Source organism: Agrobacterium sp. ST15.16.024, assembly GCF_027956545.1.
GTDB classification, from domain to species: domain Bacteria; phylum Pseudomonadota; class Alphaproteobacteria; order Rhizobiales; family Rhizobiaceae; genus Agrobacterium; species Agrobacterium cucumeris.
In genome coordinates this window covers 64868-78582 of sequence record NZ_JAQKGO010000003.1, presented here as the reverse complement: position 1 = coordinate 78582, position 13715 = coordinate 64868, and the positions used below count along the sequence as shown (strand labels likewise).

Genomic DNA, 13715 nt, shown 5'->3' with positions numbered 1-13715 from the left:
AGGAACGGTTTTGTGCGTTGCCTTCGTCAAGGCAAGCGGGAATACTTTGCACGTTCCAACAGGGTTCGGTTTGGAACTCCATTTTACTGCGCGGATCAACCGGAGAAATACATGCGGGTCTGGAAACAGGTGGGTGTCAGTGTTGCCGTGGTGGGAGCGGGGCTCTGTCTCTGGGGCTTTTATTCGCCCGATGCCCGCAATGTTCTCGCTGCCATCGGGCTTGGCAAAACGCCGGCCGGTGCGATCGAGGTTGCCGCATCCGGCGCCGGAGCCTCCGGCACGCCAGCGGGCCAGAATGCCGGCGGCGCGCGCGGCAACAGCAACGCGACCCTGGTGGTCATGGCTCCCGTCAAGAAAGGTACGGTCAATGACCGGCTGAACGCCATTGGCAATGGTGAGGCGATCCAGTCGGTCGTCGTCATGCCGCAGGCCTCCGGCACCGTTTCGGAAATCCGCACTTCATCCGGTGCCCGCGTCGTGAAGGGGCAGGTGCTCGCGCGGCTCGATGATGAGGAGCAGGTGATCGAGCGCGACAAGGCGCAGGTCACGCTGCGCAGCGCGGTTGAAAAATCCAATTCCTACAAGAACCTGAAATCGGTTTCCCGGCTTGACGTGCTGGATGCGCAGATTGCCGAAGAGGCCGCCAAGCTTGCGCTGAGCACCGCCGAACTCAATCTCAAGCGCCGCGACATCGTCGCGCCCATTGAAGGTGTGGCCGGTATTGTCGCTGCCAATATCGGCGACAACGTTACCACGCAATCGACCATCGTCAGCATCGATGATCGTTCTGAAATTCTCGTCAATTTCTGGGCTCCGGAGCGCTTCGCAACCGCGATCAAGGTCGGCATGCCGGTGGAGGCGACGTCGATTTCCCGCCCCGGCGAGGCCTTCAAGGGTGAGATCGAGGCCGTCGACAACCGTGTTGACGAGGCAAGCCGGACGATCCGCATCCGGGCGAAGTTCAGCAATGAGAAGGATGAGCTGAGGGCCGGTATGTCCTTCGGCGTGACCATGCGTTTTGCCGGGGAGACCTATGCTTCGGTCGATCCGCTGGCCGTGCAGTGGGATGCGGAAGGCTCCTATGTCTGGCGCGTTATCGACAACAAGTCGAACAAGGTGCGGGTGCAGATCGTGCAGCGCAACCCCGATGCCGTTCTGGTCAAGGCCGAGTTGGCGGAGGGCGAGCCTGTCGTGATCGAAGGTCTGCAGCGTGTGAGAGAAGGCGGCGCGGTCCGCGTCAACAATCAGCCGAAGCCTGAAGAGGTTGCCAGCCAATGACGACGCAGCCACCCTCCGGGCAGGATTCCAAGCTCGCCTTTACTGCCCTGTTCGTGCGCCGGCCCATTCTGGCGGCGGTTCTCAACACGCTGCTGGTCGTCGCCGGCCTTGCCGCGCTGGTTGGCGTCGAAGTGCGCGAATTGCCCGATGTCGACCGGCCGACGATCAGCGTCAGGACCACCTATGAAGGTGCCGCGCCGGAAACCATCGACCAGGAAGTGACGCAGACCATTGAAGGTGCTGTCGCCCGTGTCAGTGGCGTCAAGTCCATCTCGTCCAATTCGCAATTCGGCACCAGCCGCGTGACGCTGGAATTCGGCGACAATGTCGATCTCGCCGTCGCCGCCAATGATGTGCGCGATGCCATCGGCCGCGTCACCAATCAGCTGCCTGACGATGCCGACGAACCGCAGATCATCAAGGCGGATTCCGACAGCCAGCCGATCATGCGCCTTGCCGTCACCTCGACCACACTCAGCATGGAAGACCTGACCAAGCTGGTGGATGACGAGATCATCGACCGTCTGGCCGCCGTTGATGGCGTTGCGGATGTGGAGCTTTACGGCGACCAGGAAAAGGTTTTCCGCGTCGATCTCAATCAGGCGGCACTCGCCAGCCGTGGTCTGACGGTCACCGATGTCTCGAACGCGCTTGCCAGTGCTGCGCTTGACGTGCCGGCGGGGTCGCTGAAAAGCACGACGCAGGACATCGTCGTGCGCGCTACGGCCAGCCTGACGAAGCCCGAAGACTTCTCCAATCTTTTGATCAAGAACAATATTCGTCTCAGGGACGTGGCAACCGTCATGCTCGGGGCGGATGATGAATCCACCTCGCTGCGCTCCAATGGCGTGCAGGGTGTCGGTCTCGGTGTCATCCGCCAGGCGCAGTCGAACACGCTCAGTATTTCCACGGGCGTGAAGGCCGCTGTTGATACCATGTCGGCCAACCTGCCGGAAGGCACGCGTATCGTCGTGACCAGCGATGACGCCGTCTTCATCGAAGGCGCGCTGCACGAGGTTGAACTGGCACTCGGCCTTTCCGCGCTTATCGTCGTCGTGGTGCTTTACCTGTTCCTGCGCGACTGGCGCGCCACTCTCATTCCGGCGATCACCATGCCGGTGGCGCTGATCGGCACCATTGTCGCCATCTATATGGTTGGCTTTTCCATCAATATTCTGACGCTGCTTGCCATCGTTCTCGCGACCGGCCTGGTTGTCGATGACGCCATCGTCGTGCTGGAAAACATCGTGCGCCGCCGCACGGAAGGCATGGGGCCGCGGGCCGCTGCGGTTCTCGGCACGCAGGAAGTCTTCTTCGCGGTCATCGCAACGACGGCGACGCTTGCCGCCGTGTTCATTCCGCTCTCCTTCCTGCCCGGCCAGCTTGGTGGCCTGTTCCGTGAATTCGGCTTCGTGCTGGCCTTCGCGGTGGGCCTGTCCTCGATCGTTGCCTTGACGCTTTGCCCGATGCTCGCCTCGCGCATGCTGAAAGAGGGGCTGAAGGAACCGACGGGGCCGCTCGCCTGGTTCGGCAATGTCTTTGCCTCCACCTATAAGTCAACGCTTTCCGCCTGCCTCAACAATCCGCTGATCGTCATCGTCGTGGCGCTGATCTTCTCCGGCCTGTCGTGGATCGCCTTCGGCATGATCCAGAATGAGCTGACGCCGCGTGAAGACCGCGCCTCGATCATGATGCGGGTGACAGCGCCGCAGGGCGTCAGCCTCGAATATACCCGTGACCAGCTGCAGCGGATCGAGGAAAACCTGCAGCCGCTGCGCGACAGTGGCGAAATCCGCAATATCTACTCCATCACCGGCATGAACGGTTCGTCCAATACCGGCTTCATGGTGCTGACGCTCGCCCCCTGGGCCGATCGTGAGCGTACGCAGAACCAGATCGCCGCCGACGTCACCTCCGCTGCCAACAGTGTGCCGGCGCTGCGCGGCAATGCTATGCAGCCGAACAGCCTCAGAATTCGCGGCGCCGGCAGCGGGTTGCAGATGGCGATGGTCGGCAGCAATTATCCGGCGCTGACGGCGGCGACGCAGAAATTGCTGCTTTCCATGGAAGAAAGCGGCCTGTTCGACACGCCACGCTTGGACAATGAGCCCAATCAGGCGCAGATCTCCGTCTCCATCGACCGCGAACGCGCGTCGGATCTCGGTATCGATATCACCGGCCTGTCGCGTGCCATGCAGTCGCTGCTGGAGGGACGCTCGATCGTTGATGTCTTCGTGGATGGCGATGCGATCCCCGTACGGCTCCTGTCTTCGACCCGGCCGATCAACGATCCGACCGATCTAGAAAACGTCTTCCTGAAAACGGGCGACGGCAAGATCGTGCCGATGTCGGTTATTGCGACGCTCAAGGAAAATGCGGTCGCGCCGCAGCTGAACCGCGAGCAGCAGCTTCCCTCCGTTGGCTTTACCGCCAACCTCAGGGATGGCGTTTCGCTTGGTGAGGCCCTTCAAAAGGTGAATGAGCTTTCGCAATCCGTGCTGCCGCCGGGCGCTCGCCTGCTGCCGCTCGGCGAAGCGGCGACGCTTGAAGAAAATTCGAGCGGCATGTTGCTGACCTTCGGTTTCGCCATCGCCATCATCTTCCTCGTGCTCGCCGCGCAGTTCGAAAGCGTTCTGAGTTCGGTCATCATCATGACCACGGTGCCGCTCGGCCTTGCCTGCGCAGTCATCGCCCTGCTGGTCACCGGGTCCAGCCTCAACGTCTATAGTCAGATCGGTCTCGTGCTGCTGGTCGGCGTCATGGCCAAGAACGGCATCCTCATCGTCGAATTCGCCAATCACCTGCGCGATCAGGGCGCCACCGTGCGCGAAGCCATCGAAAAGGCCACCAGCATCCGTCTGCGCCCCGTCATGATGACGATGATCGCCACCATTCTCGGCGGCGTGCCGCTGGTGCTGGCGCAGGGGGCGGGTGCGGAAGCTCGCATCGCGCTCGGCTGGGTCATCGTCGGCGGTCTCGGTTTTGCGACGCTGGTGACGCTTTACATCACGCCGGTCTCCTATCTGCTGATCGCCCGCTTCGCCAAGCCGCAGGCGGATGAGGAAATCCGCCTCCACCGCGAACTGGAACTTGCCGCCCGCCGCAAGGCGCTGGAAGAAGACAAGCCGCTGCTTGCTGCGGAATAAAAGCTTATGGGCAAGCCGAAGAACGACTTGCCCATTTTAGAAACCATTAAGTCCTGTTTGTCTCAGGCGACAAACAGGAAATCGTTAGCGGAAAGGCTCGCAGCGGAAACCCCGACCAGAGACAGGCTATCCGACGGAGTGAAGTTGATCACCGTCGATCCGCCTGCTTCGTTAAACAAAGTGGCAAGATCAGAGAACTCATCGATGCCGCTAAATCCTGCGATTTCGATCACATCCCCACCAGTCACAGAGAAATCAGCAATCACATCATTTCCGTAGCCGGTGCGAAAGATGAAGGTGTCGCTCCCGTTTCCGCCCTCAAGTTGATCGTTGCCAAATTCGCCGGAAAGAAGGTCGTTGCCGTCCCCACCTTGAAGGTTGTCGTCGCCGTCGCCGCCGAAGAGTTTATCGTTTCCAAATCCGCCAGCAACTGTGTCGTTGCCGAAGCCACTGTAAACGACGTCGTTTCCACCGCCCATATCGATCAGGTCATTTGTACCATAAAGGGTAGCGTCCCCGGAGTTCTTCCCGGTCAAATATAGTGTATCGGCCTTATCTGAGCCTCGAAACTTGGCGATGTCGGTGATTTTGACCTTCGTAAAGTCAAGGGTACCACCGAGATCATCAAATTCGATGCTGACATTTGTATGGCCAGCGCCTTTGATTTCTTCGATGTTACGGATCGAGCGAATGCCGATGCGGCTTTCGTTGAAATTTGCCTCAATAATGTCATTTCCGGAGCCGCCGTCAAAATCCGTGCCCGTGAGAGATGCACGGTTCGCATAGAAGGTGTCATCGCCCGCGCCGCCTGAAATAAACATTTCAAAGCCGTAATTGAGGTGAATTTTATCTGCGCCATCCCCACCATCGACCGTGGTGCGGGCGGTGATATGACCTATTCCAAGAACAATGGTGTCATCACCCATATCGCCGTAAATGGTGTCGGCGCCGCCACCGCCTTCAATGCGATCTTTGCCCGAGCCGCCGTCGATTGTGTCCAACCCTATACCACCGAAAATGGTATCATTTCCTGCTTCCCCATAAGCATAGTTCGGCAAAGGGTTTTGCTCGAGATAAATTGTATCGTTGCCGTCACCGCCCCATACACGGTCATATCCGGGCAGCCATCCGCCACCTGCATAAATGACGTCGTCGCCGCCGTTACCACGGAGTTGATCAGATCCTCGCCCTCCGTAGATTATATCATCATAAGGAGTGCCGCTGTAGACGTCAGCTTTGTCGCTTCCGGTATATCTGGCCATATAATATACTCCTGATATATAATTAGTTAAAATGCATACTTATGGTTGCGTATTTGGCTGTTTCTGTCGAGAGGATTTTTGTGAATATTGCAAGACAAGTTAAGGCCGCACGGGCATAGATGTATGCTCCTTGCGAATGCCAACTCATTTGCCGTTACATGGAAGTTGCCGAAGTGTTGAAAGCGGACTTTAGTGGCGGCGGTCGTCGCGGAGACTGGTCAATTCCCTCCATTCGGACGATAAATCTGAACACCTTTGTACGATAGTTCAAAGGCTCCAACGCTAACCCTACCAGCGGTATCCGTCTCAATCAGATTCCCTGTTCTTTCGTAGCTTCTGAACAGGCTGGAGATTGTCTTGTCGAGTTGGTCTTTGGCGCGTTTTTTCCAGTAATTATTGCTTTCCTCGAGCATTTTAAGCGTTGCCCGCTGTTTCTCCGTCAAGGTTTCCGGATCCACTCGTTGGGTTTTAGCTTTGTGGGTGCTGTTATAGAAATCGATTGCATTCTGAAGTGTCTCTATGCTTCCGGGAACGCCCATAGCGGCATAGGCCGGGTTGTCCAAGCCAGACATATAGGCATCGAAATCGACGCCGTGTAATGCCCAACTTTCCCTCTGTTCCCGCTCTGAAGCATTGTGGTACGCGTTACTTATCTCAGCTTGATATGCCTCCGGCGTTAGCTCATAAACACTCTCCTTTGTCATACCCTCTGGAACGAAATTGCGGACAATGTCCTCAGGCCGCATGCCTGGGGTGTGGATGGCCTTGTTGAAACGCAATTCCTCTCCCCACAAATCCCTTCTGCTGGAGGCAGGGGAAAGGTCGAGGCTGGTAGTTCGGATGATTTCGTCCATCCAATGTGTTTCCGCTTCTCGGTTTGCTCCGTCGTTTGATTTTTGGATATCTGCGGCATCTTTCTCCGGCATGGCTGCTGTCTTGCCCGTTATGTCATATGTGAGGTCGCCCGTTCCGTTGTCCGGATAAGAGGCAAGCAGTGCGGTCAGAGGATCGACACCTTTTATGGAGTGTGAGGGAGGGCTTGCCTGGTCTCCGGGGGAAATGCTTTTGATCGGCGGCTGAAGAGAATTCGATTCCGCGAAGGGCTGACTTGTAATTGTAGTCATATTGGCACCCTGATGTTTGAATGGGGACACGCCTTTCCGGGACGCCCATTCAGGTTGTAATCCATATGCTTTTATGAGTATCGACGAATAAATTCACGCATAAGATGTATATGGGGCCAGGCTTGCTCGGGGCTGGCAGTCGCCGAGTTCCGGAGCATTGGCAGTAGCCATTGGTTCTTGCCGTTCGGGCGGCTAATCGGCTGGACAAAGCGTTAACCTTATCCCATACCACCTGACGGAATTTCGTAACGGATCTGCTCCGTTACGGGGCGGATGTTGCGGTGGAGCGCTTCGCTCGTTCGGAGACTATTCAATTATTGTTCGGACGATAAATCTGAACACCTTTGTACGATAGTTCGAAGCTTCCGACGCTCACGCGGCCAGCGGCATCCGTTTCAATCAGATTTCCTGTTCTGTCGTAGCTCCTGAACAGGCTGGAAATCGTCTGATCGAGTTGATCCTTGGCGCGTTTTTTCCAGTAATTATTGCTTTCCTCGAGCATTTTAAGTGTTGCCCGCTGTTTCTCCGTCAAGGTTTCCGGATCCACTTGTTGGGTTTTAGCTTTGTGCGTGCTGTTATAGAAATCGATTGCATTCTGAAGTGTCTCTATGCTTCCGGGAACGCCCATGGCGGCATATGCCGGGCTGTCAAAACCGGACCAATAGGCATCAAAATCGATGCCGTGTAACGCCCAACTTTCCCTCTGTTCGCGCTCTGAAGCATTGTGGCTCGCGTTACTTAGCGCGGTTTGATATGCCTCTGGCGTCAGCTCATAAACACTCTCCTTTGTCATGCCCTCTGGAACGAAATTGCGGACAATATCCTCAGGCCGCACGCCCGGGGCGTGCATAGCCTTGTCAAAGCGCAACCTTTCTCCCCACAAATTCATTCTGCTGGAGGCTGGGGAAAGGTCGAGGCTGGTGGTCCGGATGAGTTCTGCTGCCCAGTCATGTTCCCCCTCGGCGCCTAAGTTGCTTTTCACGTTATCAGCGTCAGCGATGATTTTCGTCGACATGGTGTCGATCCTGCCTGTCCTGTCGTAGGTGAGGTCGCCGGTTTCATTGTCCGGGTCGGACGCAAGCAGCACGGTCAGAGGATCGACGCCTTTCATGGCGTGTGAGGGGGAGCTTGCCTGGTCTCCGGGGGAAATGTTTTCGGTCAGCGGCCGAAAAGAATTCGATGCGGTGAAGGGCTGACTTGTAATTGTAGTCATCTTGAAACCCTGATGTTTGAACGCGGGCATGCTTTTCCAGGATCCGCATTCCGGTTGTAATTCATATGCATTTATGAGTATCGATGAATAAATTCACGTATAAGGTGTATATGGGGCGGAGCTTGCTCGGGGCTGGCAATACGCCGAGCAACGAAGCCGCGGCGGTAGCAGTTCGTTCTTGCCGTTCGGGCGGCTGATCGGCTGGACAAAGCGTTAACCTTATCCCATACCACCTGACGGAATTTCGTAACGGATCTGCTCCGTTACGGGCGGATGTTGCGGTGGAGACAGACGATGGCGCTGAAAGATGTGGTGGCGGGAAAGCGGAACGAGGAGGGCATTGCCTCAGTGCTCGCGGTGCTGAAGCAGCAGCTTGGTGAGAAGCTCCAGACCGGGCAGGCGTTTCGCGAACAGCACGGCCACACCACCACCTATCTGACCCTGCAGGCGCCTGACGGTGTTGTCTTTGCCGAAAACGCTGATGATGTGAAGGCCGTGGTGAAGGCTTGTGCGCAGTACAAGGTGCCGGTCATTCCGTTCGGAACGGGGTCTTCGCTCGAAGGACAGGTAAATGCGCCCAATGGTGGAATCTGCATCGATTTCAGCCGGATGAATCGCATCATTGAGGTGAATGCCGAAGATCTTGACGTGACGGTGGAGCCGGGCGTGACGCGCGAGGACCTGAATGTCTACCTGCGCGATACCGGCCTGTTTTTCCCGATCGATCCGGGCGCCAATGCCTCGATCGGCGGCATGGCCTCGACGCGGGCGTCAGGCACCAATGCCGTGCGCTACGGCACGATGAAGGACAATGTGCTGGCCGTCACCGCCGTCGTCGCCAATGGTGAGGAAATCCGCACGGCCCGCCGCGCCCGCAAATCGTCTGCGGGTTACGATCTGACACGGCTTTTCGTGGGGGCGGAGGGGACGCTCGGCGTCATCACCTCGGTCACGCTGCGACTGCAGGGCATACCGGAAAAGATCGCCGGCGGGGTCTGCACCTTCGATAGCATCAAGGCGGCCTGTGATGCCGTCATCATGACGATCCAGATGGGCGTTCCGGTTGCCCGCATCGAACTGCTTGATGAGGTGCAGGTGCGCGCCTGCAACGCCTATTCCGGCCTGAACTACGCGGAAAAGCCGACGCTGTTCGTGGAGTTTCACGGCACGGAAGAAACGGCGGCGCTGCAATCGCAGCAATTTGCCGAGATCGCGGCCGAATGCGGCAGCGTCGATTTCCGCTGGACGGGCGATGCTGCCGAGCGCAACAAGCTGTGGAAGGCGCGGCATGACGCCTATTGGGCATCGCGGGCGCTTGCGCCTGACCTCGACGGGCTTTCCACGGATGTCTGCGTGCCGATTTCAAGGCTGGCGGATTGCGTAGTGGAAACGCAGCGGGATATTGCTGAAAACGGCTTTCTGGCGCCAATCGTCGGCCATGCGGGCGACGGGAACTTTCATGTCCTTATTCTGTTCGATGGCAAGGATGCCGAAAGTGTCGCGAAAACCGAAGCTTTCGTCGCCCGCCTCAACCGCCGGGCGATTGCCATGGACGGCACCTGCACCGGCGAGCACGGCATCGGCCAGGGCAAGATGAGTTTTCTGGCCGAAGAGGCTGGGAATGCACTGGATGTGATGCGTGCCATCAAAACGTCGCTCGATCCGGATAATATTTTCAATCCGGGCAAGCTGTTCCGGCTTGTCTGATCATTCTCACAATTGATTGGTACAAAAGGCTGCTTGCCGTTAAGGCAGAAAAGAATAGGTTTGCAGCGTTCGCGAAGGGAGATGCAGGTCAGTGCTCGGGCGTATTCTGGTTTTTCTGGGCGGACTGCTGGCCTTGGTGCTGTTTTCGGCGCTGCTCATTCCCTATTTCGTCGACTGGACGGATTTCCGCCGCGACTTTGAAGACCAGGCAAGCCGCATTCTGGGCAAGAAGGTGGTGGTGCACGGCCGGGTGGAGGCCCGTATCCTGCCTTTCCCTTCGGTAACCCTGCATGATGTGCGCGCCGGAACGGATGCGGATGGATCGCCGCTCATCCAGGTCGCCCGTTTCTCCATGGATGCCGAGCTTGCCCCTTTCCTTTCCGGCGAGGCGCGTATCTTCGACATGCGCATCGAGGAGCCAAAAGCCAAGATCAGGCTGTTGAAGGACGGCACGCTGGACTGGATGCGTGGCAGCCGGGCGGAAATTCCCGCCCGCACCGTGGTTCTGGAAAGCGTACAGATCGAAGGCGGGCAAATCGAATTCATCGATGAGCAATCCGGCCGCAACCGCGTCGTGACCGGCCTTAACGCCGACATGTCCGCCAATTCGCTGGCCGGGCCGTGGAAGGCGGAAGGGCGTGCTGCCGTTGACGGGCATCCGGGTTCGTTCTCGCTCTCCAGCAGCGAGCCCGATTATGCCGCTGGCCGCATGGGGCTCAGGGTGCGGGTGGTGCCGGATGAACATCCGGTCGAGGTCGATCTTGATGGCGCGATTGCCGCAACGGCGGGCAAACCTGCCTATAGCGGCTCTTTCGCTTTCAGCTTCCGGGAAGACGAAAAGCAGAAACAGGCGGGACAATCTCTGTTTTCTTCGCCGCGTACACGCGGCAGTTTCGAACTGACCAATGAAAGCGTGCGCATATCGAGCTACCGCATGGAGCTTGGTGGCAGCGAAAACCCCTATGTCGTGACCGGCGAGGCGACGCTGGATACCGGTGCGAAACCGGAATTCCTGCTGACGGCGGATGGTCAGCAGATCGATGTCGCGCGCTTTGCGCCACCCGTCGTGCAGACGGGCAAGACCTCGCGCCAGCCCACCGTCTCCGTGCGCCAGCGCATCGAGGCCTTTGCGGCCATGGTGGCGCGTATTCCAGTGCCGCAGGTGCCGGGCAAGGCCAGCATCAGCCTTCCGGCGCTGGTTTCCGACGATACGACCATCCGTGACATCAGGCTGGATGTGCGCCCGGAAGGCAGCGGCTGGCAGGTGGTGAATGCGGTTGCGACACTGCCCGGCAGGACGCAGCTGGAAGCCAAGGGATCGCTGACATTGCTTGGCGGCCCGGCGTTCAACGGCAATCTGCTTCTCGCCTCAAACCAGCCTTCGGGGCTTGCCAACTGGCTCTCCGGCTCGGTCGATCCGGCAATCCGGCAGCTGAATGCGGCCGGTTTTTCCGCCGATGTCTCTCTGACGACACTCAACCAGCGTTTCAACAATCTCGAGCTTGCCATTGGCGACGCTTCGCTGAAGGGTGAGCTGGAGCGGCGCTCCGATGGCAAGACGTCCAATCTTTCCATTGATCTGGCCGGCAATGAAATCGATCTTGATGCGCTGAAGGCGCTCGGCAGTCTGGCGCTGGGCGATCAGGTTGGAAGCTCGGTTCTCGATCATCGCATTGACGCCAAGTTTAAGGCCGACCGGTTCAACATGGCCGGCGTGACCGCAAATCATGTCGAAACCGCCTTCACCATGGCCGGCGGTGTTCTGACGCTCGAAAAGATGACGGCTGGCGATATTGCCGGCGCTGAGGTCAAGGCCACGGGGCAGCTGCAGGGTTCGTTGCTGAAATATGCGGGCAAGGGCACGGTAAACCTGCATGCTCCGGATATGCAGCCGTTCTTCACCATGCTGCAGCAGAAATTGCCCAACCACCCCTTCCTCAGCCGTCTGGCCGCCAGCGCGCCGTGGTACGCCAATTCCGATCTTGCCGTCGATGTTTCAGTGAATAGTGAAAATGGCGGGGCCAATGTGGCCGTGTCGGGTACCGTCAATGGCAGCCGCCTGTCGGCCGTTGCCAAGATGCCGGATTTCCTGTCGATCACCGATGATACGGCGATGTCGCTGGAAGCGGTGTTGAAAAACCAGTCGACGGCGATCCTGTTCGGGCAGGCGGGGCTTGATCCGCTGCCGTTCGATGCGGATGGCGAGGGGCTTCTTTCCGTCAAGCTCAATGGCACGCTTGGCTCGCCGGCCCAGACCGATATCCGCTTCTCGACGGAGCGTACGCATTTTTCGATGAGCGGCTCCTTTGCCGTTGCTGCCGCCAATTTCGGTGAGGGCAGCGCGGATGTGGCGCTCGAAAGTGCTGATATCGAACCATATCTCATCATGAACGCGGTGGGTTTACCGCAACTCGGCGGCGGCATGGCTGTGAAAGCCAATGCGAAAGTGGCGGTCGATGCACAGAAGATCGCTTTTTCCTCCGTGGGCGGGCAAGTGGGCGGCAATCCGTTCTCCGGCAATCTCGCGGTTCAGCGCGCCGCGCCTTATCCTGTCAGCGGTGATCTGTCGGTCAGGACCGCCGATCTTGCCTGGCTGGGCGATGCGATCTACGGGCCGGTGATCGATCCGGAAAGTGGTGCGCTCAACGCCAAGCCGCTGGCCATGGCCGCGTTCCCCCAGCTCAAGGCCTCGGTGTCGCTGAAAGCGGAGAATTTCGAAGCGGGTCCGTTTGGCACGATCACGGGTCTGGCGGCCAAGGTCACGCATGATTCGGGCAGTCTTTCGCTCGATGATGTCACGGGCGGCTTCATGGGCGGCAAACTGACGGGCCGGCTTGCCATGTCCACGGGTGAAGGGGCGGGGATTTTCCGCACCAAGATCGCGGTGACCGACGCCAATCCGGAGCCTATCCTGTGGGCGAACGCCAATGGCCCGGTGGCGACCGGCCGGGTTGCCATCGACCTGACGGCCGAATCGACGGGCAAGAGTGTCGGTGAAATTCTGAAATCGGCGGGTGGTTCAGGTGAAATCCGCGCTGGCGGGTTGGTGCTGAAGGGGCTGAACCCCGGCGCCCTGCCGCCGATCCTGCAGGCGGCGGATGGTTTGCAGCAGCCGATCGATGCGCCCAAAGTTCGGCCGCTGGTGGACCAGAACCTGTGGCAGGGCGAAATCGGGCTCGGTGATGTGGCCCTGCCGTTCTCGCTGAATGGCGGTGCGCTGCATTTCCAGAACCTGCGCGCCGGGATCGATCCTGTGACGCTTGCCGGCGATGCGACGGTGGATATTGCCGCATCGACCGTGAATGGCGATCTCGATCTTCTCTTCAATCCCGGCACCGAAGCGGTTGCTGGAGCCGAACCGTCTCTGCGCCTCAACTATAATGGTCCGCTGGCGGCGCCGGCTTTGACGATCGATGTTTCGACGCTCAGCAATTACCTGTCGCTCAGGGCTTTCGAAAAGGAGCGCCGTCGGGTGGAGGCCATGCAGGCCAGCGTTCTTGAAAAGCAGCGGCTGCGCCGCGAGGTGACGCTTTACCGCTCCCAGGCGGCCGAGCGGCAGGCTGAAAAGGAACGGGTGGAGGCGGAAGCCAAAGCAAAGGCGGAAGAGGAGGCCCGGCTGAAGGCTGCGGCCGAGGAGCGTCTTCGCCAGGAGAAAGAACAGCAGGAGCGGTTGCAGCAACAGCAGCAGCAGCAACCCGTGCCGGAGCGGCAATCGGCGCCGATTCTGGTCGTGCCGCCGACGGAAAATGCAATCCGGGACCTGGCGCCGGAAAATGCTCCGGTCAATCCATAGCTTGTTTGAAATCTGAGGGTGGATCGCCTTCAGATTTGCAGGATGTCTAGGCTGGTACCCAAAAACGGGGCCATTCCCTTCCCGGGCATCCATGGCCATCGTCGCACCCGGTCGCGCACCCTCGGGTCAAGTCAGAGGAGGGGTGTCTGGCAACGGCTCATGGCATTGCCTCAGAACAATTGTTGGTGCGGT

The 13715-nt window shown here is 58.8% G+C and carries 7 protein-coding genes; 4 read left to right on the top strand and 3 right to left on the bottom strand.

All coding sequences use genetic code 11. The features are described from left to right. The first annotated feature begins 111 nt into the window (after positions 1-111). A complete protein-coding gene (locus PL640_RS12325) occupies positions 112-1278 on the top strand; it encodes an efflux RND transporter periplasmic adaptor subunit (protein ID WP_271362145.1) in 1167 nt (388 codons plus the stop codon). Continuing rightward, a complete protein-coding gene (locus PL640_RS12320) occupies positions 1275-4424 on the top strand; it encodes an efflux RND transporter permease subunit (protein ID WP_271362144.1) in 3150 nt (1049 codons plus the stop codon). The genes PL640_RS12325 and PL640_RS12320 overlap by 4 nt, the downstream gene beginning before the upstream one ends. 62 nt (positions 4425-4486) lie before the next feature. Here the strand turns inward: PL640_RS12320 and PL640_RS12315 are convergent, their stop codons facing one another. The 3 genes from PL640_RS12315 to PL640_RS12305 all read right to left on the bottom strand — a co-directional run bounded on the left by PL640_RS12315 (position 4487) and on the right by PL640_RS12305 (position 8023). Next, positions 4487-5686, bottom strand: coding sequence for a calcium-binding protein (locus PL640_RS12315; RefSeq protein WP_271362143.1), 1200 nt, complete (start codon positions 5684-5686; stop codon positions 4487-4489). A 218-nt stretch (positions 5687-5904) separates the two neighbouring features. Continuing rightward, positions 5905-6810, bottom strand: coding sequence for a hypothetical protein (locus PL640_RS12310; RefSeq protein WP_271362142.1), 906 nt, complete (start codon positions 6808-6810; stop codon positions 5905-5907). Positions 6811-7120: 310 nt separating this feature from the next. Then, on the bottom strand, positions 7121-8023 hold the full coding sequence (locus PL640_RS12305) for a hypothetical protein (protein ID WP_271362141.1): 903 nt from the start codon (positions 8021-8023) through the stop codon (positions 7121-7123). 294 nt (positions 8024-8317) lie between these two features. Here PL640_RS12305 and PL640_RS12300 point away from each other — a divergent pair, with 294 nt between their 5' ends. Beyond that, complete coding sequence (locus PL640_RS12300; protein ID WP_271362140.1) at positions 8318-9730, top strand: FAD-binding oxidoreductase; 1413 nt, start codon at positions 8318-8320, stop codon at positions 9728-9730. 91 nt (positions 9731-9821) lie between these two features. After that, complete coding sequence (locus PL640_RS12295; protein ID WP_271362139.1) at positions 9822-13523, top strand: AsmA family protein; 3702 nt, start codon at positions 9822-9824, stop codon at positions 13521-13523. The last annotated feature ends 192 nt before the right edge of the window (positions 13524-13715 follow it).

Bases quoted from the DNA above. Each gene is read 5' to 3' on its own strand.
- PL640_RS12300 (WP_271362140.1), top strand. From the start codon at position 8,318: ATGGCGCTGAAAGATGTGGTGGCGGGAAAGCGGAACGAGGAGGGCATT.
- PL640_RS12315 (WP_271362143.1), bottom strand. From the start codon at position 5,686: ATGGCCAGATATACCGGAAGCGACAAAGCTGACGTCTACAGCGGCACT.
- PL640_RS12325 (WP_271362145.1), top strand. From the start codon at position 112: ATGCGGGTCTGGAAACAGGTGGGTGTCAGTGTTGCCGTGGTGGGAGCG.
- PL640_RS12310 (WP_271362142.1), bottom strand. From the start codon at position 6,810: ATGACTACAATTACAAGTCAGCCCTTCGCGGAATCGAATTCTCTTCAG.
- PL640_RS12320 (WP_271362144.1), top strand. From the start codon at position 1,275: ATGACGACGCAGCCACCCTCCGGGCAGGATTCCAAGCTCGCCTTTACT.
- PL640_RS12305 (WP_271362141.1), bottom strand. From the start codon at position 8,023: ATGACTACAATTACAAGTCAGCCCTTCACCGCATCGAATTCTTTTCGG.